The sequence below is a fragment of the Candidatus Sulfurimonas marisnigri genome (genome assembly GCF_015265475.1).
Classification (GTDB): domain Bacteria; phylum Campylobacterota; class Campylobacteria; order Campylobacterales; family Sulfurimonadaceae; genus Sulfurimonas; species Sulfurimonas marisnigri.
In genome coordinates, this window is the sequence record NZ_CP054493.1 from 2,439,772 (window position 1) to 2,460,743 (window position 20,972).

A 20,972-nucleotide genomic window follows, 5' to 3' on the forward strand; every position below is an offset into this window, starting at 1 on the left:
AGTACAAAATGCAAGGTAAAGATTATATAGCAAGTTTTGCCAAATTGTCAAGTATTCTAACAAAAATGTAATAATTTTCTCACATTTTTATAATTACTACACACTTTGTTCATATCCATATTCATTTATATATTGATAATAATAATAAAAGTATATTATTTGCTTAAATGAAAACTATGTTAAAATTACAAATATACTAACACAAGGCGCGTTTATGTCAAAGAGGAAAGTTGGAGGGGTTTTGAAGCTTTTTATATCTAAATCTGGCACTTCACAAAGATTTGAAAAGTCAGAGATTGTTTTGGACGCGTTAGGTGTACTTGAAGATAAGTTTTACAATAAAAATGTCCAGCGCTCCGTTTTGATTGCCTCTATGGATAGTTATGAACTAATTCAAAAGTATGGTATAGAGATGCCGTTTGGCTATTTAGGTGAGAATATTTTACTGGACTACAATCCATACGATTTAGAGATAGGGACACAACTTAAAATAGGTGAAGCAATTTTGGAAATAAGTCAAAACTGCACTATATGTAACCATCTTGCTGTTTTAGATGTAAAGATACCAACACTGCTAAAGGATGACAGGGGTATATTTGCGCAAGTTATTAAAGAGGGTGAGATAAAAGAGGGTGATAGCGTCTATTTAGTATAAATGAAAGCTACTTCAAACTCCAAGTAGTTGAGTGGGTACCCATTAAGAAGCTTTTTGCTTTCTCTATATGAGAGTATTTTTCTAGCTCCGCTCACACCACTTTTTTTTATATATTTAAACATATCCCTTGTAGATTCAAACTCCATCTTATAGCTTACAATTTCAAATTCTACATTGAAGTATTTTTTCTGAAGTTTATTTACCTCATCAGCACTTATTAGTAGTGAGCTTATAGATGCTGTCTCATTTAGGGTTCTAAATGTGTTTGATGTAAAGATAGCCAAGGCAACAGGGGCATTGAGTTGCTTAATACTTGCAAATACACTCTCCAAATTATTAGCCCACTGAAGTGCCGAAGCTGAAAATACATAATCGTATTTATATGTTAGCAGATTATCAAAGAGTGTCTCATCATTAAAGTCACCATAAACAGACTCTATCTTTTTAGACTTAGGGTGAAGTTCTAACATCCCAGGAGCGAAATCAACTCCAGTGAAGTGCTCGTAATCCCAATCTATGGCTTTGCATAAACTCCCGCTTCCACAACCAAGATCTAAAATATTTTTTGGTTTATGCATTACTGTGCTTAGTAATTTTTCTATAACTCTATTTTGTATTACGTTATAAGTATTGTAATCCAAGGCATGTTTTGAAAACTCTGAGCTTATTTTCATCTTCTATTTACTATTAAAGATGTTATAAAAATAGTAATTACACACAGAACTATAGTCGCACCAGATGGAATAGAAAAATAAAAGGAGAGAATCATTCCGACAGTAACGCTAACAATAGCAATAAGAAGAGAAATTATCACTGTTTTTAAGAAGCCAACTTTAAATTGCAGAGCAGACACTGTTGGGATAACCATAAGCGCACCTATGAGTAAACTTCCTACCACTCTGATGGAGAGTGCAATAATGACAGCAACCACGCTTACCAATAAAAAATTTAGCAGTTTCACTTTGATGCCGCTTGTTTTTGCCACCTCTTCATCATAAGCTATAAAATATAACTCTTTTGAAAAAAACAATAAAGTACTCAATGATATAGTTCCAAAGATGGCTATGGTCACAACATCTTCACTGCTTACTGAGAGAATAGAGCCGAAAAGATATGAGAACAGTGAGTTGTTAAAAGCACCTCCGAGTGAAACAATTATGACTGCTACTGCCAATGAACCAGAGAGCAAAATAGCCAATACCGCATCTGAGTAAAGAGCAAAAGAGCTTCTTAAATACTCAATAAGCCAAGCAGACAAAATCGCAAAAACAACAGCCATCCAAAGAGGGTTAAGTCCGGCTACAAGGCCTACTGCAACGCCGACTAAAGCCGAATGTGCAAGTGTTTCACTAATCATAGAATAGCGACGAAGCACAATAAAGGTCCCACTTACAGAAGCAAGTATGGCAATAATAATACCTGCTAAAAAAGCTCTTTGCATAAATTCATATTCAAATATTTCTAACATACTTAATGCTCGTGCTTGTGCATGTGAATTAGGTGAGCATCTATACCGTAAAGCTCACTCATCTCTTGGCAGCTAAGTACCTGCTTTGGATTATTGCAGATTGTAGCTTTTTGATTTATAGTAAACAGCCTTGCTATGTCATCGGCTATCACACCAATGTCATGTGTTATAAAAACGATAGTAATCCCTTCATTGTTTAGTTCTCTTAAAAGGGTATAAAAACGCTTTTGTGAGAGCATATCAACACCTGTATTTGGCTCATCTAGTATCAAAATGTCTGGTTTAGAAGAAAGGGCACGGGCAATCATAACTCTTTGCCTTTGACCTCCTGAGAGAGTTCCTATCATCTTGTCTTTCAAATTGAGAACATCCATTTTAGACATTGCATCATTCACTAGTTGTTTATCCAGCTCACTATATGATGAGAAAAAACCTCTTTGAGAAGTTCTTCCCATCTTTACAATATCTAAAACTGTTGCAGGAAAAGAGGAGTCTACATGTGAAGCGCGCTGAGGAACATAGCCTATTTTATGCCAAGCTTTAAAATCTTTGAGCTTTTTGCCAAATATTTTTATCTCGCCGTCTGTTTGTTTCTCAAGACCTAAAAGCATACGTATTAAAGTGGTTTTACCACCACCGTTTGGTCCGATTATAGCAATATATTCTCCACTGAAAATTTCCAATGATATGTTTGAGAGAATACTCTGACCCTTAACACTGAAGCTTAAATTTTTAATGTCAAAAATAGGAACTTTAAATTTCATTTGCAAACAAGAGCCTTTGAAATTTTTTCTAAATTACTTCTCATAATATCTTCATAACTAAGGTTCTGCTCTGCTTCATTTGCTGTAATATTTCCCAGAGGCTGAAGAGCATCAACACTTACCTTTGCTTCGTTAGCTATGCTTTTAATAGCTTTATCACTTGCAAAACTCTCAAAAAATATAGTTGAAACATTGTGTTCTTTCACATGTTCAATCAAGTTTAGCATACTTTTTGCACTTGGCTGTGCATCTGGGGAAAGACCGCTAATTGCTTTTACGTTAAAGCCGTAACTGCTTGACAGATAAGAAAAAGCGTTATGATTTACTATTATAGTTGAAAGCTTACATGTAGAGAGTTTTTCTTTGTAATCTTTGTGAAGAGTTATTAACATCTCAACATAGTTATCTCTATTTTTATTGTAAAGCTCTTTATTCGCTGGAAACAGTACTGTAAACTCTTTGGTAATCAACTCTGTAGCTTTTATCATATTTTGTATATCCAGCCAATAATGAGGGTCAACTTTAGTATGGTTTTGATTATCTTCATCATACTCATGTGTTAAGTTCTTCAAATTTACATGTAAACTCATATCAATAGCTCTGTTTTTAAAATCAAAACCGTCTATCCAAGGTTCTAAGCCTGCTCCACTATAAACTACCAAGTCACTTTTATAAAGCTTTATGACCTCTTTTGGTGAAGGTTCATAGCTGTGAGCATCAACACCCAAAGGTAAAATCATAAAAGGTTCTGCTGTATCACCTAGAATATTTTTTGCTATATCGTACAGAGAAAATGTGCTAAGTGCAATAGTTGGTCTATCAGCGGCTTCTTTTATTTGTGCGTCTTGCTTCATTACTACTAATTGAAAAAGAAAAAGTATAATAACAGCAATAAAAATAGTGTTTTTAAAATTCATAATATTTCCAACTGATTTTTTGAAATTATAGCTAAAATTGTATTATAAAAAATTTTTGGGTATAATTCGCAACTTTTATAAACTCAGGATATATATATGACAACCAGTTTTCTACTTATTGTTCAAATCATTTTAGTAGTAATACTAGTGATAGCAGTACTATTACAAAAAAGTTCTAGCATAGGTCTTGGTGCCTACAGCGGCTCAAATGAGTCTGTTTTTGGAGCAAAGGGTCCAGCTAGCTTTTTAGCAAAAATGACATTCCTTATAGGCTTTTTATTTGTTGCAAATACAATAACCTTGGGTTACATGTACTCATCAGCTAAAGAAGAGTCTGTTGTAGATAACATGGTTGAGTCTACAAATGTAGTAGCTCCAACTGCAACTACTACCCCTATGGCACCTACACCTGCTGTAAAATAACTTCACAAAGAGTAGTTGCATTTTTTGCAGCTAACCATATCCGCTTTTCTTTGTCCACTTTTCTTTCTTTAAACATTTCTATTGTATAATCCCGAATTATTTTTCATATATTAAGGAAACAAACATGCTAAACGAAATATTTGACAAGTGTGAAGCAAAGATGAAATCAAGCATAGAACATATGCAAAGAGATTTTAAAACGCTTAGAACAGGAAAAGTTACAACATCAGTTTTAGATAATGTAAAGATTGATTATTACGGAACTTTAACTTCATTAGACCAAGTAGGTTCAATCATAGTAGCAGACGCTACGACTGTAGTTGTAAACCCGTGGGAAAAAAATCTTCTGCCTGATATTGAATCAGCAATATCAAAAGCGAATGTTGGAGCAACTCCAAACAATGATGGTGAGCAGATCAAACTGTTTTTTCCAGCTATGACAGTTGATCAGAGAAAAGAGTCTGTAAAACAGATGAAAGTAATGGGTGAAAATGCAAAAGTATCTGTTAGAAATGACAGAAAAAATTCAAATGACCAAATTAAAAAACTTGAAAAAGACAAAGAAGTAACTGCTGATGAGTCTAAATCTGCGCAAGATAATATACAAAAAATAACTGATAAATATTCTGCAATGATTGAAACAATATTAAAAGACAAAGAAGTTGAGATACTAAAGGTTTAAGAAATGAACGTTAAAAAAATATATATGGATGCAGATGCTCTTTTAGAGGGGCATTTTAAACTAAGCAGTGGCAACCACTCACAGTTTTACCTGCAATCTGCAAAAGTTTTAGAAGATCCAAAAACGGCAAAACTTCTTGCTGATGCGTTAGCACTACAAATTAGAGAGAGTGGACTTGAGATAGACACAGTTTGTGCTCCTGCTCTTGGTGGGCTAATTGCAGGTTTTGCTCTTGCTCAAGCTCTTGATGTTCGTTTTATATTTGCTGAGAGAGTTGATGGTGTGATGAATATTCGCCGTGGCTTTGAAGTGAGCAAAGGTGAGAGAATTTTAATGTGTGAAGACATCATTACAACCGGTGGTTCTGCTATGGAAGCTGCCGCTGTTGTCAAAGAACTTGGTGGAGAGATAGTTGGTACTGCCTCATTAGCAAATCGCGGTTTTTGTAAACGTGAGCATAGTGATGTTAAAACTCAGCCAAACTGTAAACTTCCTCAGAATATTCCATTTTTTGCACTTGCTGATTTTACATTTGAGATGTATACACCAGATGATTGTCCACTCTGCAAAGATGGAAGCGAAGCTATAAAACCCGGCTCTAGAGGTAACTAAACTTTTTTAAGGCATCGTTTTTGAAATTAATCAAACTACTTTTAACTCTTGTACTTGCTCTTCAAACTCTAAGTGCAAGCCAGACAACAAATGATGATACAAAACTCAAAAAGATGATAGGAAGAATGCTTCTTATCGGATTCCCAAATGAAGATATAAATGAAAACAGTGAGATAGTAAGACAAATCAAGAGCTATGAACTTGGTGGTGTCATCCTTTTTGACCGTTTTTACAGCGACAGAAGTAAAACAAAAAACATAAGCTCACCTAAACAACTTCAACGCTTAACCTCAAAACTAAAATCTTTTTCAACTAAACCTCTTTTAATCTCTGTAGACCAGGAGGGTGGAAAAGTTGCACGTCTAAAACCAGCTTATGGCTTCAGCCAAACAGCCTCCGCAAAGCAAATTTCTGCTCTACATGTAGAAGAGGCAAAAGCAATATATAAAGCTCAGGCTCAAATGCTTAAAAAGAGTGGAATCAACTGTGATTTTGCACCTGTTGTTGACTTGGCAGTAAATCCTAAGAATATGGTTATTTACGGACTTGAACGCTCTTATGGAAGTGATTCTAAAGAGGTAGTAAAATACGCGAAAATATTTATGGATTCACTTAAAAATGAGAATATTTTCAGTGTTTTAAAACATTTCCCTGGTCATGGTTCATCTCTTGGGGATTCACATAAAGGGTTTGTAAATATATCTAACACATGGAGCGAAATCGAGTTAGAACCTTACAAAGAGCTGATAAAATCAAATGATATTTCTATGATAATGACAGCACATGTCTTTAATTCACAGCTTGACGCTAAATATCCTGCAACACTCTCATACAAGGTAAACACACAGCTTTTAAGAGAGAAGCTTGGCTATAGAGGTGTTTTAATCAGCGATGATTTGCAGATGAAAGCAGTCTCAAAACACTATTCATTAAAAGAGATAGTAGCTTTAGCCATTAACTCAGGAGTTGACATCTTGCTTTTTGGAAACCAGCTTGCTACTCAAGATGTTGATGAACTGATAGAAGTTATTTTATCTCAAGTAAAAAGCGGTGCAATCTCACAAAAAAGAATTTCAGAGTCGAACAAGAGAATTGAAGAGCTTCACAAAAAAAGAAAAAAACTATAATGCAAAGTGCCTTCTCAATCCTTGACTGGCTGGTATTTGGCTCATACTTTTTACTTCTTGCCGTCACTTCCATAATTTTAAGCCGTACAAAAATAACCTCTTCGCGAGAGTACTTTTTAAGTCCCACTGCAATGCCAATGTTTGCTGTTGCCATCTCAGTTCTTGCGACCTCACAATCCGCTGCTACATTTTTAGGCGTTCCTGAATTCGCTTATGCTCATGACTTCACATTTATAGGCTTTTACTTCTCTGCACTGCTCGCTGTTATTTTTGTAGCATTTGTTTTGATTCCCAAATATTATGAGATGAAAGCAGTGACTGTTTATGAACTACTGCAAATACGTTACGGAGAGAGTGCAAAAAAACATGCTGGAGTAATGTTTCTAATTGGTCGAGTATTGGCGAGCGGAGCAAGACTTTACATCGGTGCACTCGCTATCTCCATGATTCTATTTGGTGACATCATTTTCTTACATGTAGCCATTTCTATTTTAGTTTTAATGTTTGGAGCACTCGCATACACCTACTTCGGCGGTGTACGCTCTGTAATACTTAGTGATATTATCCAAGCCGTTACTTACGTCGGTGCCGGTGTGGCGGTTTTAGTGTTTCTTTACTATTCGCTGGAAAACATAGAGATATTCGCAACACTAAAAGAGCACAGTAAACTAAACTTTTTGGATACAAGCATTGATGGAAAGTTTAGTCTTATAGGACTTTTAAGCGGTTGGTTATTACTCAACATTGCGGCATTCGGACTTGACCAGGATATGACCCAAAGAGTTCTTACATGTAAGAATAAAAACGAGGCTGCGAAATCTCTTATTGTCTCTATAGTTTTAACTATACCTATTGTTCTTCTTTTTTTAAGTATCGGCGCACTTCTCTTTCTTTTTTACCTGCAAAGCGATGTTACGCAGAATTTTGAGGGTGAGAAAATCACCATTTTTATGTACTATATTTTAAATGAGATGCCTGAGGGTCTGCGAGGATTGGTTACTGTTGGAGCAATTGCTGCAGCACTCTCAAGCACTAACTCAGTTCTAGGGGCTATGGCTTCAGTTGCAGTTGAGGATCTATATAAGCCGTGGAAGTTAAAGCAGGGCAAAATAGATAAGTACCATTTTGTTAAGGCATCCAGAGTTGCGGTACTCCTCTTCGCTTTGCTACTCTCTATAATGGCAATGGTTAGTTACTTCTGGCAACACTACAGCGACCTATCTCTAATTAGCTTCGCACTCGGTGTTATGGCGTTTGCATACACTGGACTTTTAGGTGTCTACTTCTCGGCAATCTTTACCTCCCGCGGAAATGAGAAAACTGTTCTTTGGGCACTTGTTGGCGGATTTATTACCGTATTGGCACTTCAGCCATACACTTTTGGAGTCAGCATCGGCTTCTCGTGGCAGATAGTTATTGGGACTTTGGTTTCGTTTATCATCATGCAGAGTGCAAAGAGATAAAATTATTGATTTTGGATATAATTTAATCTTTTAGAAAAACTCAAAGGTTGTTGAAAATGGGTGAATTATATATTGGTGTAATGTCAGGAACATCTCTTGACGGTGTTGATGTAGTTTTATGTAAAATAGACTCTCAATCTTGTGAACTTGTATTTTCGTGCGAATACCCCTTTGATGATGATTTAAAAGAGGATATTTTAAGTGCTATTAGCACAACCACCACTTTAAAAGCCATAGGTGAGATTGACACCCGTTTGGGCAAACTTTATGCCAACCACATTTCTGCCTTTATGAATCACTATAAAATCAACCAAAAAGATGTCAGAGCTATTGGTCTTCACGGTCAAACGCTTTGGCATGAGCCAAATAGCGAGTATCCTTTTTCTATGCAGCTTGGAAATGCCAGCGTTATAACAGCACAAACAGGTGTTAGTGTTGTTAGTGATTTTAGACAAAAAGATATAGCACTCGGCGGTCAAGGCGCACCTTTTGCACCTGTCTTTCACCAAGAGATATTTTCCAATCTAAACAGCAAAACTGCCGTTTTAAACATTGGAGGGATGGCAAATATAAGCATCTTAGGTGAGAAGCTTATAGGGTATGACACTGGGTGCGGAAATGTTCTTTTGGACTACTGGATTTTTAAAAACCACAATAAAGTTTATGACAAAGACGGAGAGTGGGCAGAGTCCGGACATGTAAGCGCGGAACTCCTTGACTCAATGCTAAGTGAGCCGTACTTCAAAAAAGAGGCTCCTAAAAGCTGTGGTCGTGAACTATTTAATGCAAAGTGGCTTGAGAAACATTTAGAAAATTTCTCACATGTGATTACCGAAGATGTTCAAGCAACACTTTTGGAGCTAACTGCAGTGACTATAGCAAACGAGGTGAAAAAAACCTCAACAGAGCTACTTATAGTTTGTGGAGGAGGTGCGAGAAACGGTGCACTTATGAAAAAGCTACATGTAGAACTAAAAGAGATTAATGTAACACTAAGTGATAAACATGGTGTTAGTAGTGAGTTTATGGAAGCGATGGCGTTTGCGTGGCTTGCTTACAAACGTATTCACAAAGAAGAAGTTGCACTCTCATCGGTTACCGGTGCTTCAAGAGACTCTATTTTGGGGTGTATATATGAATAACATAAAAAAGTGGCTCTCTACTACAAAATACAAAAATCATAAGCTTGAGATTGCTTCTGCAGATGCAAGTTTTAGAAAATACTACAGACTTAGTAAAGATGGAGAGAGTGTACTTTTAATGGATTCATCACTTGAAAAAGAGTCCTTAAAACCTTTTTTAGATGTAACCCAGAGACTTCTACATGTAGAGGTTAACGCACCAAAGATTTTAGAGAAAAATTTGGAGGATGGTTATTTAATAATTAAAGATTTTTCAAACACACATTATCTCAATGTGCTTAACCAAGAGAACTTCAAAACTCTTTACTCAGATGCCATTGACACCATTATAACAATGCAAAAAGCAGATACTTCCGGGCTGCCGATTTACGACAAAGCTTTTCTACATGCAGAGATGGATTTGATGCAAGATTGGTACTTACAAAAACTTCTACATGTAGAGTTGGACGCACCTCAAAAAGAGCTTATAAAAACCACTCTGGATGCTATTTCAGACGTTGTGCTTGAACAGCCTCAAGAGATGTTTGTACACCGCGATTTTCACTCAAGAAATATAATGATTACAGATGATAAAAAAATCGGAGTGATTGACTATCAGGATGCTATGAGCGGCGCTGTTACCTACGACTTGGTCTCACTTTTAAAAGATTGCTACATAGCCTATGGGAGAGAAGAGATAGAGAGATTAGCACTAAAGTTTCGAGATAAAAAAAATCTGCACATAGATGATGAAACATTTATAAAATGGTTTGATTTTATGGGTCTGCAAAGACATATAAAAGTGTTAGGAATATTTTCGCGCCTATACCTTCGTGATACCAAAGACGGCTACCTAAAAGATATTCCACTTACACTAAAATATGTTATAGAGACGGCAGGCAGATACAGCCAAACCAAAGAGTTGGCAGAGTTTTTAAAAGGTGTTTCATGAAAGCAATGATTTTAGCGGCTGGACGCGGTGAGAGGATGAGACCGCTTACCGACCATATTCCCAAGCCACTGCTTGAGATTCACGGCAAGCCACTTATTATCTGGCATATAGAAAAACTCGCCTCTTTGGAGTTTAACGAAATCATAATAAATATCGCTCACTTAGGTTATAAGATACCGATGGCTCTGGGTGACGGCTCCAAATGGGGTGTTAAACTAATATATTCTAATGAGCAAAAAGAGGGAGCACTAGAGAGTGCAGGCGGTATTATAAAAGCCCTTCCACTACTTGGAGAAGGTACTTTTTTGGTAGTAAATGGAGATATCTGGTGTGATTATGAGTTTGATTCCAGTTTTGATTTGGGAGATGATTTAGCTCATCTGATTTTAGTTCCAAACCCAAAACATAATCAAAATGGTGATTTTACCTTAGACAATAGAAGAGTTTTCAACGATGGTGAAAATAAGCTTACTTTCTCTGGAATTGGCTACTATAGCCCGAAACTTTTTATTGGTTTGACAAGTGAAAAAAAGGCCTTAGCCCCCATACTGCGTATGGCTATTGAAAAAGATAGAGTTAGCGGTTCCCTGCACAAAAGCAGATGGTATGATATTGGAACGCCGCAAAGACTTAATAACATAAACAACGATATTTAATGAACTATACAGACAAGGCGATGTACAATGTCTTCAAAAGCAGACAATCAACTTATTATATAAAGTATAAACAATGACAATTAAACAGATTATTTTTCGTATTGCAGCAATTTTACTTGTTGTAGAAGCCATCATCATGCTAGTCCTTGAATTTATGGAATTAGATTTGGATTGGATATCAGAAGCGTGTGTTGATGCACTCTCTTTAACTATATTTGCAACGCCAATTATATACAAATGGGTTATAAAGCCATTTGTGTTAATGAGAGAAACAGCAGAGAACCGAGTAACTTATTTGGCATATCACGATGAGTTGACATCCCTTGCAAACAGAGCAAAACTTTTGGAGTGGCTTGATCACAGTATTAAAACATCTCATGGGAAAAATAATATTTCTCTAATATTATTGGAATTAGACCGTTTTAAAGATATACAAGATACCTTTGGTCATGCAATTGTGGATGATCTTATTGTAAACATTGCAGAAAAACTAAAGTGCAACATAAGCGGTGTAGACCTATTTGCTAAAATAGATACCTATATGCTTGCCTTTGTTGCAGAAAATACTCTCTCAGATGATGACATATACTTAAAATCAAAACAAATTATCAGCATTATACAAACGCCGATTCTCTGTAGTAATGGTCACACCTTTAACCTAGAGGCAAGTGCAGGGATAAGTAGATTTCCAAAAGATGCTGCAAACAAAACAGACCTGCTGAAATACGCTTACACAGCGATGAGACAAGCTAAAACAATTAGCAAAGATAAAATAAGTTTTTACACACAATCTCTTACTGAGGTGTCGCAAAGACACCTTACTCTTGAAGAAGATCTTAGACATGCCGTTGAAAACAATGAGTTTTATCTGCTTTATCAGCCAAAGATTGATGCACTCACTAGTAAACTCGTTGGCGTGGAAGCTCTTATACGATGGCAACATCCACAAAATGGGCTTATAAACCCTATAGACTTTATTCCTTTGGCTGAAGAGACAGGGCTAATCATACCTATAGGCGAATGGGTTTTACAAGAAGCACTCAAGCAGCAGGAGATATGGCAAAAAGATGGCAAAGAGCCAATTGTTATGTCTATAAACCTATCTGGCAGACAGCTGCAAGTAGAGCACATAGACCAGATAATAAGAGTCTTACACTTGACACCAATACCTAAGAAATACATAGATTTTGAAATAACAGAGACATTTTTGATGGAAGATTCTTTTTTATCGCAAATGCTTCTTGAAAAACTTCACTCCACTGGTGTATCATTATCGATGGATGATTTTGGCACCGGCTACTCTTCATTGGCATATCTAAAACGTTTCAAAGTAAATACGCTTAAGATTGACAGAGCACTTATAAAAGATATAGAAGAGGATAAAAATGATTTTGCTATTGCCAAGGCAATTATCGCTATGGGTCATACTCTGGAGATGAAGGTTGTGGCAGAGGGTGTTGAAACTGAAGAACAAGCAAGAATGCTTAAACAGATAAGCTGTGACTATATTCAAGGATTTTACTATTCAAAACCAGTTTACCCTTATAGTGTATACTCTAACGATAACTACACATGCTAAGGCTACACAATGTTAAAATCCATACTGATACTATCTTTAAGCACTCTGCTTTTTGCTAAATATACAAACTGCGAGTTTCAAAACAAAGACTATATAGATGTCTGTAAAAAAGTTGTAAAAAACGGTGTCTCATATAAGTATGCAAATAAATTTCTGCTCTCATATTTTAAGACAAAAAAGTTTGATGAGATAAGCTATAAGTATCTGCAGCCAAAATATATTAAAACTCATAAAAAAAATGAAAAAAAAGCTAACAATGTTTTAGTAAAATATGTACCTGATATGATTGAGCATCTCAATAAATACTCTGAAGTTTATGACTATTCTGAGAAAAAATATGGTGTAAACCGTGAGGTTATAGCTGCTATTTTAATAAAAGAGACCAGACTGGGTAAGATTAAACCAACACATGATGCATTTATAGTATTTAACACTTTAGTGGTGCGTACAAAGCCAAATACAAAGCGTGAAAAATGGCTCATAAACATGGGCAAGACAAATATGGTATCTATAATCACCCACTGTTATAAAAAAGGTGTGACACCAGAGGGATGCAATCTACCTAGCTCATACGCTGGAGCTGTTGGAATACCGCAGTTTATGCCAAATAGCTTTATATATGCAGATGGCTACAAAAGTAAAGTTCCTGATTTGACAAAAATGGAAGATGCCATAATGTCTGCGAGTAAATTTTTAAATAAAAAAGCCAATTTCTTCAAGCTGATAGATTGGGATATTATGCCTGATATTGAAGATATAGAATCTCAGTGGTATGAGTATGAGTTCAATAATGACAATGCTTCATTTGTTTATGAGAAAAGCACAAAGTCTGGAAAAAAATATGACTGCTTCGCATGTGGAAAAGATGAGCTTGCATACCTTAAAGAGTATACAAAAAAAATTATGCGCTACAACAACTCTTCAAACTATGCCGTTGGGGTAATGCGTTTGGCTTATGATTCGCACAAAGGCCTTAGTAAATAGTAGCCTTAAGGGTGAGTGATTCATTTGATTTTATCACTCTCTCATCTTCAAATGCATTAGCAGACTCTATGCAGAGCATGCTCTTGTAAGCATCATCTCTCATAGCACTCATTCTTTTGCATTTAGCTATCCATGGATTCCAAACTACAACAGAGCAAGAGCCTTCATTCTCTACATGTAGGATTCTATTTTTATCTTTTAACAAAACTTCATCTGAGACTTCTTGATAAACTCTATCTACCTCTTGGTTAAAAGTTATATCTCCGCTTTGAATCTCTTTTTTAAATGTAAGGGCATCCAAATAAGGCTTTTTATCTAAACCGCGAATAGCTACATGTAGAATGTCTGATACACTAAAGTAGGTGTGAAGGGCTTGAGTTATCTCAAAAGATTTTTCATCAATATTTGTGGTTTTTAACTCCATAGTCAGTCTATCTGAAATGCTTACATGTAACTCTAGTTCAAACTTATATGGCCACAATTTTAATGACTCTTTAGAGTATTCAAGTTTTAGAGTTATCAAAGTTATATCAGCACTGCGCTCGTCTGTATTGGCAACTCCCCAAATGGAGGTTCTTGCAAAGCCGTGCTGAGGCAAACTATCATCTTTGTTCAACCCAAACCATGGCCAACAAATTGGAACTCCGCCACGAATTGATTTTCCTATCTCAAAATCGCTCGTCTCACTCAACCAAAGTATAGGCTCTTTTGAGTTTTGTTCGTAATGAAAAATATGTGCGCCCTGAAGTGCTATTTTTGCATAAGCCAAACTATTTTTAATTTCAATATACTCAAAGCCGTTGGAGAGTTTTTTGTACTCAATCAATGCATTTTCCAAGATGTGATTTTATGCCACTTCATTGCGTATGCCAAAATGAAAGAGTAGCAAATTATCCCTATCAGGTATGTTGATTGCATATCTCCGCTCATATATGAAATTTTTCCAAATATAAGAGGCAAAATTGCTCCCCCTGCAATTGCCATAATCAAAAGAGCACTCCCCTGAGCTGTATATTTTCCCAAACCCTCAAGTGCCAGCGGCCAGATTGTAGGCCAAACAAGGGCGTTTGCAAAACCTAAAAGTGCTACAAATGTAACAGTGTCCGGCAGTGTTCTTATACCGCTCCATCCCCACAATATCTCTGAAACCAAACTGCTCTGCGCCGATGAATACACAACGCCAAAGAGAAATAAAATACCAAAGAGTGCAGAACCGATAAGTGCTTTTTCCTGCGAAAGATATTTAGGTATAAAAGCTACCCCTATAAGGTAGCCAAATACCATAAAAGTCATAGTGTATGAAGTTAGGGAGGTGAAGTTTTTCAGACCTAAAAACTGCCCGTAAAGCCCGATGGTATCCCCAGCTATAACCTCAATACCAACATAAAAGAAAAGTGCAGTTGCTCCCAAAACCACACGTGGAAACTGAAATATACTGCTCTTGTCTGAGTGTTCATCTTTTTCAAACTCAATCTCTGGAAGTGATGAGTATTTAACTAAAGCAATAAGCCCTGTCAAAACAGCTGCCATAATAATATATGGAACAATAAGACGTGAAGAGAGAGACTCTTTTGTTTCGTTTGAAAGATTCTCTAACGAGCCTATATCTGAGAGTACAATAGCGGTAAAAAGAAGAGGAACTATAACCCCTGCGCTTTTATTTATAAGTCCCATTATACTTATTCTCATTGCAGCACTCTCTATAGGTCCTACTAAAACTATATATGGATTTGATGCTGTTTGCAGTATTGTAAGTCCGGTTCCCAGTGTAAAAAGAGCAACCAAAAAAAGTGTGAAACTTGCACTCTGCGCTGCAGGTATAAATATAAGAGAGCCGACAACCATAACGCCTAAACCTGTTGCCATTCCATCTTTATAGCCGGTTTTATCAAGCACAAAGGACATCGGAAGAGCCATAACAGTATAAGCGATGTAAAAAGCAAAAGTCACAAAGAGTGCCTGAAACTCATTGAGATCACAAATGACTTTTAAAAACGGGATTAGTGAACCGTTTAGCCAAGTTACAAAACCGAAAATAAAAAATAAAATCCCTATAATCACCATAGGTATAAGAGTTGATTTGTTATCCATTTTTAAGCCCTTTTAAATAGTTTGCAACTGCATCTTCATCATTTGTATGCTGTAGTACAATATCTGCCAATTTTTTAACACCCTCTTGTGCATTTGCAACTGCTACAGAGACTCCAGCTAATTCAAACATTCCTACATCATTGAAGTTATCCCCAAAAACGGTTAATTTTTTTAAGTCAAAACCGCTGTATTGGCTAACAGTTCGAATACCGTGAGACTTATCTGCGTCTTTATGCAATATAGTTAAAAAATAGCAACCCACATAAGCTTCTGGTGCGAGGATATATTTTAAATTATTGCCAAAAATAGCTTCTACATGTAGAGCCAATTTTCGCAACAGTTTTTCCTCACCCATATAAACAATCTTAAAGTTATCATCCATTGCACGTATATCTTTGTGCTCAACTAAATTGTCATCTTCTGAGTAGCGGGTGAGAACTTTTTTTTGGTGTTCGTTTAAAATAGCAGAGTATAAAAAAGCTTCGTTTAATTTCTTGTCTGCAAGAGCTAAGACAAAAGGGTAGATACCAAACTTAGCACCTTCGTCTATAATGGCATCTCCTACCTCTTTGTTTATAAACTTTGTATCTATTATCTTCTTATCCATTGTTGCAATAAGAGCACCATCAAGGAGAATCATCGGGGAATTAACTTGTACATTCTTTAAAAATTGTGCTGTTTTTTTATATGTTCTTGCTGTTGCTACGCTAACAATTGAGTGTGCAGAGAAGCCATTCCAAATCTCTTTTGTAAAAGTACTTACAGAGAGGTCATTTCTTAAAAATGTGTGATCGAGATCTGTTATATATATTTTTTTCATATTCTCTAGTACTTCAATTTGCATTCGGCCATTCTCTCAACCAGTATTCGACCTATCTCTTCTTTACTGTCAATAACAGATGTAATATCCAAATCTTTTAGATTGTTTTTATCTCTTAGAGTTGATACCTTTACTATTAAATTAATATTTTTTGTATGAGCAAGAATTGTCTCGCAGATTGCTCTTTTTTTATCCATATTATCTAGGGTTACTATCACTCCGGCCGAACTCTCGGCATGGATAGCTTCCAAAAGAGACAACTTGGACATATCACCCAAATATGCTTCTTTTCCTTCTGCTAAAGCCTCTTGAACATGTTTTGGGTTATTGTCTATAATTACATAAGGCGCATCTATATTATCTAAAGATTTTGCTGCGAACTTACCTACAATACTGTATCCACACAAAATCACATGGTTTTTCCTTGAAAGAAAGTCGGAAGTATCTAATCCCAGATATTCAAAGTGTGTAAAGTGTCTTACTAGCATGTTGATTTTAGAGATAAAAAATGGAGTGACAATCATAGAGAAAATAACCACTAGAATAAAGAGTGACTCCAACTCTTTGTCTAAAAGGCCACCCATGCTCGCAACTGCAAATATTACAAAAGAGAACTCTCCAACTTGAGATAGTGCTAAAGCAGTTTTAAGTGATAATACATGCGAAGATGTTATACGAAGTAAAAGATATATAATAATGGCTTTTAAAACTAACACCAGCAGAAAAATACCTATAATTATTCCAATGTTGTCTATAAAGTATAGTACATCTATCTTCATACCAACAATGATAAAAAATGTACCTAAAAGGATATCTTTGAACGGAGCAATATCTGATTCAACCTTATGATGATACTTAGTTTCTGCAATTACCATACCGGCAACAAAAGCACCAAGAGAGTATGTGAAGCCCATATATGATGCAAAAAGAGAAGCGGCAACTACAATAAATAAAACTGAACCCATAAAAAGTTCATCAACTTCACTTGAAGCAGAGAAGTGCAGCAACCATGCAATAACCCTTTTACCTACAACAAACAAAAGCACCATAACGATAACAGCACTTATAAAAGTGTCTCTTAAAATCACTCCAACCGATTGGTCACCCTCGCTTGTTAGAAAACTCAGAAAAATCAAAATAGGAATAACTGCAATATCTTGAAAAATAAGTATCCCTGCTGCGCGCTGGCCATAAGGATTATGTATCTCTTTTGAACTTTTAAGGTAGCTCAAAACAACCGCAGTAGAGGAGAGTGCGAAAGCTAGGGAGAGTATAATGGCTGACATTGAGTCAAGTGAAAAAATATAGTGGCTGACAGCATAAACAACTAAAGCAGTGAAACTCACTTGTAAGAAGCCGTTAAAGAATATCTCTGTTTTCATACTGTTCATTTTACGCAGAGATATCTCAAGACCGATAGTAAACATCAGAAACACTATACCAAACTCACCAATATACTCTAAAGTGTGCGAACCATTAATGTCTCTTAAGTCAAAAGCATAGACCAGAATTGTACCGGTTATGATATAACCTATAATCTGTGAAACACCCATGTGTTTTAAAAAGAGGTTTAAAACCGTTGAGACACCCAGAGCCATAACAATATAAAGAAGTGCAGAATCCATTAAAATCTTTCTAATAATAATTTTAGAAGCATTATATAGTATTTAATTGATTTGTTACATATGTAATCTTAACAGATACGATTCAGATGAAATGAATATAACCGTAATAGATATAAATTCTCACTACTTCATTTATTTATCTAAATGCTTAAAAGTACATTTTTTGAACTATTTAACTCTCTTGAAAACATCTTTTAATTAAAAAAAATATTTTACAGCCATTTTCTAAAAAATATAGTAATTTTTTTTAAGCTTTAGAATCCCTTATTCTTGGTCTTATCTAAGGTAATATTAATAGTTTAAAATCACATGAAAGAAAATTACTGTACAATACTGACAGTAATTTTTAAGTTATAGTAAAAATGTTTAGAGGGGAGACTAACATATGAAAAAATCTATTAATAAATATTTATATACTTTAATTCTATTATCAACAAATCTTTTAGCAATGGGTGGACCGCATATAGGTTTAACTGCCGGCGCTGGCAGTAGTGATAATGGCCAAATTTGTGTTTATTGCCATACGCCTCACGCCGCAAATGACTTTGCAAGCCAAGTTACAGTTCCGCTTTGGAATAAGCCAGTTACAAATGTTTCTTTTAAAATGTATGGTGCTAGTGTTAGGGGTGTTCCAGGTGTTACAATGGCAGGAACTCCTACAGATGCGACACCAACTGACACCTCTTTAGCTTGTCTTAGTTGTCACGATGGGGTCACTGCTATGAACAGTGCTGTAAATGCTCCCGGCTCTGGAGGTATCAATCCAATTGGTTCTCTTATTGGCTCTCCAACACCTGTATGGATGGGTGTTAATGATGTTAAAGCGGTTGGTGCCAATTATACAACTAAAGAATCTGGTGATTTAACTGATGACCACCCAATATCAGTAGTTTATACACCAGGCAGGGCAGGTTTAAGACCTACAGAGACGGCTCTTGATAATTTTGTAGGTGCTGAAACCGTTTCTGATTTGCTAAGGGATGGAAAAGTTCAATGTTCTAGTTGCCATGATCCTCATGAATATAGTAATGGGATATATCTAAGAAAATTTAATGGAGGCAGTAGCCTTTGTCTTGGTTGCCATAACAAGTAACACCAAAAAATATAACCACACTATTCACGAAGTTTTCTTTAAAACTTTGTGAATCTCCTTCATAAACTACATAGATTTTAAGAGATTTTATAATATAATTCGCGATTATTAAAATATTTTTGGAGTTTTGCATGACTAAATACATTTTTGTTACCGGTGGGGTTTTAAGCTCTCTTGGAAAAGGGATTACAGCTGCTAGTGTTGGTACTTTACTTAAACACTCTGGTAAAAAAGTGGGCATGCTAAAAATAGATCCATATATCAATGTTGACCCTGGAACAATGTCTCCGTTGGAACACGGTGAAGTTTTTGTTACAAAAGATGGAGCGGAAACTGATCTTGATATAGGAAACTATGAGAGATTTTTGGACTCTTCTTACCTCAAATCAAGCAATTTTACTACTGGACAAGTTTACTCAAGCGTTATCGAGCGCGAACGTGCTGGTGGATATCTGGGTCAAACTATTCAGGTTATACCACACATTGTTGGCGAGATTGTCAAGCGGATTAAACTAGCAGGAGAAGGTCACGATATTCTTGTGGTTGAACTCGGCGGAACCGTTGGTGACATTGAGGGACTTCCTTTTATGGAAGCTATTCGTCAGATGAAACATGATGATGAGGTTGAGGGAACTTACTTTATACATGTAACACTTATACCTTACATAAAAGCTGCCGGTGAGCTGAAATCTAAGCCGACTCAACACTCGGTACAAGAACTTCGCCGTATCGGTATCACTCCACAAATGATTATTGCCAGAAGTGAGAATGCTCTTCCTAAAACTTTCAAGAAAAAACTCGCAATGAGCTGTGATGTACATCCTGACTGTGTTATTGAAGCATTAGACGCTGCAACTATTTACGATATACCTGTTACATTTTTAAGACAACATATCTTAAAACCTATTTCAAAAGAGCTCGACCTTGGTGAACTAGACCCTGACATGGAAGAGTGGGACTCTTTAGTTAAGAAAATTGTTCAACCTAAGAACAAAGTTGTTGTCGGTTTTGTCGGAAAATATCTTGAACTTAAAGAGGCTTACAAATCTTTAACAGAATCACTTATTCACTCTGGAGCCCATTTAGATACTCGTGTCGAAATATGCTGGGTTGACAGTGAAGAGATTGAAGAGAGAGGGGCCGAAGCTCTTCTTGGAGACTGTGATTCAGTTTTAGTTGCTGGTGGTTTTGGAAATCGTGGAGTTGAGGGTAAGATTTTAGCAATCGAGTATGCACGTGTTAACAAAGTTCCATACCTTGGTATTTGTCTTGGTATGCAGCTTACACTTGTTGAGTACGCTAGAAATGTTCTCGGACTAGAGGGTGCAAACTCTATAGAATTTGATGAAAATACACCACACCCGATGATTTATCTAATTGACAACTTTTTAGACCAAAGCGGTGGTATGCAACTAAGAACTCACACATCACCAATGGGTGGCACTCTAAGACTTGGAGAATATCCATGTGATACAAAAGAGGGTTCAATCATCAGAGAAGCGTATAGTGGCCAAAAGACAATTTTTGAAAGACATCGTCACCGCTATGAAGCAAATCCTGCATACCGTGAGCAGTTAGAAAAAGCTGGTATGATTGTAACTGGTGAATCCAATGGTCTAATAGAGAGTGTTGAGATAGAGGGTCACCCTTGGTTCTTAGGTGTTCAGTTTCACCCAGAGTTTACATCAAGACTTCAAACTCCAAACCCATCTATCTTAGCATTTGTTCAAGCTACTTTGAATGTAGAGTAGAAGGAATTAGTTTCCTTTTACACAGAAAAGATTTTTTATATGCCAAACTATGACAATACTCCTCTTTTAGACAAATCTTCTCTTTTTGAAATACTTACGCAAAGATTTGACAAAGAAGAAAAAAAACTCTCACAAATACCTAGCCCTACTCTACTTCAAAATGCTCCAAAAGCTGCTAAAAAATAGCCG

General features: G+C 36.1%; 22 protein-coding genes. 14 read left to right on the top strand and 8 right to left on the bottom strand.

The features are described 5' to 3' along the window. Positions 1–214 precede the first annotated feature (214 nt). Positions 215–655, top strand: a complete 441-nt coding sequence (locus tag HUE87_RS12340; RefSeq protein WP_194366675.1) for an MOSC domain-containing protein — start codon at positions 215–217, stop codon at positions 653–655. Here the strand turns inward: HUE87_RS12340 and HUE87_RS12345 are convergent. Genes HUE87_RS12345 through HUE87_RS12360 form a run of 4 tightly spaced genes read right to left on the bottom strand, consistent with a single transcriptional unit; the run spans position 643 to position 3,804 of the window. Further along, positions 643–1,329: a methyltransferase gene (locus tag HUE87_RS12345; protein WP_194366676.1), complete on the bottom strand. Its 687-nt coding sequence runs from the start codon at positions 1,327–1,329 to the stop codon at positions 643–645. The two genes, HUE87_RS12340 and HUE87_RS12345, sit on opposite strands and share 13 nt — an antisense overlap. Beyond that, positions 1,326–2,123 (bottom strand): metal ABC transporter permease, encoded by a 798-nt coding sequence (locus HUE87_RS12350; RefSeq protein WP_194366677.1) that lies wholly within the window; start codon positions 2,121–2,123, stop codon positions 1,326–1,328. The genes HUE87_RS12345 and HUE87_RS12350 overlap by 4 nt, the downstream gene beginning before the upstream one ends. 2 nt (positions 2,124–2,125) lie before the next feature. Continuing rightward, positions 2,126–2,887 carry a metal ABC transporter ATP-binding protein gene (locus HUE87_RS12355; protein ID WP_194366678.1) on the bottom strand — a complete coding sequence of 254 codons (762 nt, stop codon included), beginning with the start codon at positions 2,885–2,887 and terminating at the stop codon, positions 2,126–2,128. Beyond that, on the bottom strand, positions 2,884–3,804 hold the full coding sequence (locus tag HUE87_RS12360) for a metal ABC transporter substrate-binding protein (protein WP_229855165.1): 921 nt from the start codon (positions 3,802–3,804) through the stop codon (positions 2,884–2,886). The genes HUE87_RS12355 and HUE87_RS12360 overlap by 4 nt, the downstream gene beginning before the upstream one ends. 96 nt (positions 3,805–3,900) lie before the next feature. Between HUE87_RS12360 and secG the strand changes: the two genes are divergently transcribed. The 10 genes from secG to HUE87_RS12410 all read left to right on the top strand — a co-directional run bounded on the left by secG (position 3,901) and on the right by HUE87_RS12410 (position 13,403). After that, positions 3,901–4,227 carry a preprotein translocase subunit SecG gene (gene secG, locus HUE87_RS12365; protein WP_194366679.1) on the top strand — a complete coding sequence of 109 codons (327 nt, stop codon included), beginning with the start codon at positions 3,901–3,903 and terminating at the stop codon, positions 4,225–4,227. A 124-nt stretch (positions 4,228–4,351) separates the two neighbouring features. Next, positions 4,352–4,909, top strand: a complete 558-nt coding sequence (gene frr, locus HUE87_RS12370; RefSeq protein ID WP_194366680.1) for a ribosome recycling factor — start codon at positions 4,352–4,354, stop codon at positions 4,907–4,909. A 3-nt stretch (positions 4,910–4,912) separates the two neighbouring features. Next, entirely contained in the window at positions 4,913–5,521 is a 609-nt protein-coding gene (gene pyrE, locus HUE87_RS12375) for an orotate phosphoribosyltransferase (protein WP_194366681.1), read from the top strand. 20 nt (positions 5,522–5,541) lie between these two features. Beyond that, positions 5,542–6,648, top strand: a complete 1,107-nt coding sequence (locus HUE87_RS12380) for a glycoside hydrolase family 3 N-terminal domain-containing protein (RefSeq protein ID WP_229855166.1) — start codon at positions 5,542–5,544, stop codon at positions 6,646–6,648. After that, entirely contained in the window at positions 6,648–8,111 is a 1,464-nt protein-coding gene (locus tag HUE87_RS12385) for a sodium:solute symporter (RefSeq protein ID WP_194366682.1), read from the top strand. Before HUE87_RS12380 ends, HUE87_RS12385 begins: the two co-directional genes overlap by 1 nt. 56 nt (positions 8,112–8,167) lie before the next feature. Then, positions 8,168–9,253: an anhydro-N-acetylmuramic acid kinase gene (locus HUE87_RS12390; RefSeq protein WP_194366683.1), complete on the top strand. Its 1,086-nt coding sequence runs from the start codon at positions 8,168–8,170 to the stop codon at positions 9,251–9,253. Next, positions 9,246–10,184 carry an aminoglycoside phosphotransferase family protein gene (locus HUE87_RS12395; RefSeq protein WP_194366684.1) on the top strand — a complete coding sequence of 313 codons (939 nt, stop codon included), beginning with the start codon at positions 9,246–9,248 and terminating at the stop codon, positions 10,182–10,184. The genes HUE87_RS12390 and HUE87_RS12395 overlap by 8 nt, the downstream gene beginning before the upstream one ends. Further along, positions 10,181–10,840 carry an N-acetylmuramate alpha-1-phosphate uridylyltransferase MurU gene (gene murU, locus HUE87_RS12400; RefSeq protein WP_194366685.1) on the top strand — a complete coding sequence of 220 codons (660 nt, stop codon included), beginning with the start codon at positions 10,181–10,183 and terminating at the stop codon, positions 10,838–10,840. The genes HUE87_RS12395 and murU overlap by 4 nt, the downstream gene beginning before the upstream one ends. A gap of 73 nt (positions 10,841–10,913) precedes the next feature. Next, positions 10,914–12,419 (top strand): putative bifunctional diguanylate cyclase/phosphodiesterase, encoded by a 1,506-nt coding sequence (locus HUE87_RS12405; protein ID WP_194366686.1) that lies wholly within the window; start codon positions 10,914–10,916, stop codon positions 12,417–12,419. A 9-nt stretch (positions 12,420–12,428) separates the two neighbouring features. Then, complete coding sequence (locus HUE87_RS12410) at positions 12,429–13,403, top strand: lytic murein transglycosylase (RefSeq protein WP_194366687.1); 975 nt, start codon at positions 12,429–12,431, stop codon at positions 13,401–13,403. Here HUE87_RS12410 and HUE87_RS12415 read toward each other — a convergent pair. From HUE87_RS12415 to HUE87_RS12430, 4 genes are read right to left on the bottom strand one after another with little or no spacing between them, the layout of a single operon-like run. Next, on the bottom strand, positions 13,393–14,229 hold the full coding sequence (locus HUE87_RS12415) for a D-hexose-6-phosphate mutarotase (RefSeq protein WP_194366688.1): 837 nt from the start codon (positions 14,227–14,229) through the stop codon (positions 13,393–13,395). The two genes, HUE87_RS12410 and HUE87_RS12415, sit on opposite strands and share 11 nt — an antisense overlap. Then, positions 14,226–15,494: a sugar MFS transporter gene (locus HUE87_RS12420; RefSeq protein ID WP_194366689.1), complete on the bottom strand. Its 1,269-nt coding sequence runs from the start codon at positions 15,492–15,494 to the stop codon at positions 14,226–14,228. Before HUE87_RS12420 ends, HUE87_RS12415 begins: the two co-directional genes overlap by 4 nt. Continuing rightward, positions 15,487–16,338 carry an HAD-IIB family hydrolase gene (locus HUE87_RS12425; RefSeq protein ID WP_229855168.1) on the bottom strand — a complete coding sequence of 284 codons (852 nt, stop codon included), beginning with the start codon at positions 16,336–16,338 and terminating at the stop codon, positions 15,487–15,489. Before HUE87_RS12425 ends, HUE87_RS12420 begins: the two co-directional genes overlap by 8 nt. Beyond that, positions 16,320–17,939 (bottom strand): cation:proton antiporter domain-containing protein, encoded by a 1,620-nt coding sequence (locus HUE87_RS12430; protein ID WP_194366690.1) that lies wholly within the window; start codon positions 17,937–17,939, stop codon positions 16,320–16,322. Before HUE87_RS12430 ends, HUE87_RS12425 begins: the two co-directional genes overlap by 19 nt. A 385-nt stretch (positions 17,940–18,324) precedes the next feature. Here HUE87_RS12430 and HUE87_RS12435 point away from each other — a divergent pair, with 385 nt between their 5' ends. From HUE87_RS12435 to HUE87_RS12765, 3 genes are all read left to right on the top strand, one after another. Beyond that, positions 18,325–19,032, top strand: a complete 708-nt coding sequence (locus HUE87_RS12435) for a cytochrome c3 family protein (protein ID WP_194366691.1) — start codon at positions 18,325–18,327, stop codon at positions 19,030–19,032. A 131-nt stretch (positions 19,033–19,163) separates the two neighbouring features. After that, the gene (pyrG, locus tag HUE87_RS12440) at positions 19,164–20,783 is read left to right on the top strand and encodes a CTP synthase (protein WP_194366692.1); all 1,620 of its coding nucleotides are present in this window, start codon (positions 19,164–19,166) and stop codon (positions 20,781–20,783) included. 39 nt (positions 20,784–20,822) lie between these two features. Beyond that, positions 20,823–20,969, top strand: a complete 147-nt coding sequence (locus tag HUE87_RS12765) for a hypothetical protein (RefSeq protein WP_229855170.1) — start codon at positions 20,823–20,825, stop codon at positions 20,967–20,969. Positions 20,970–20,972 lie beyond the last annotated feature (3 nt).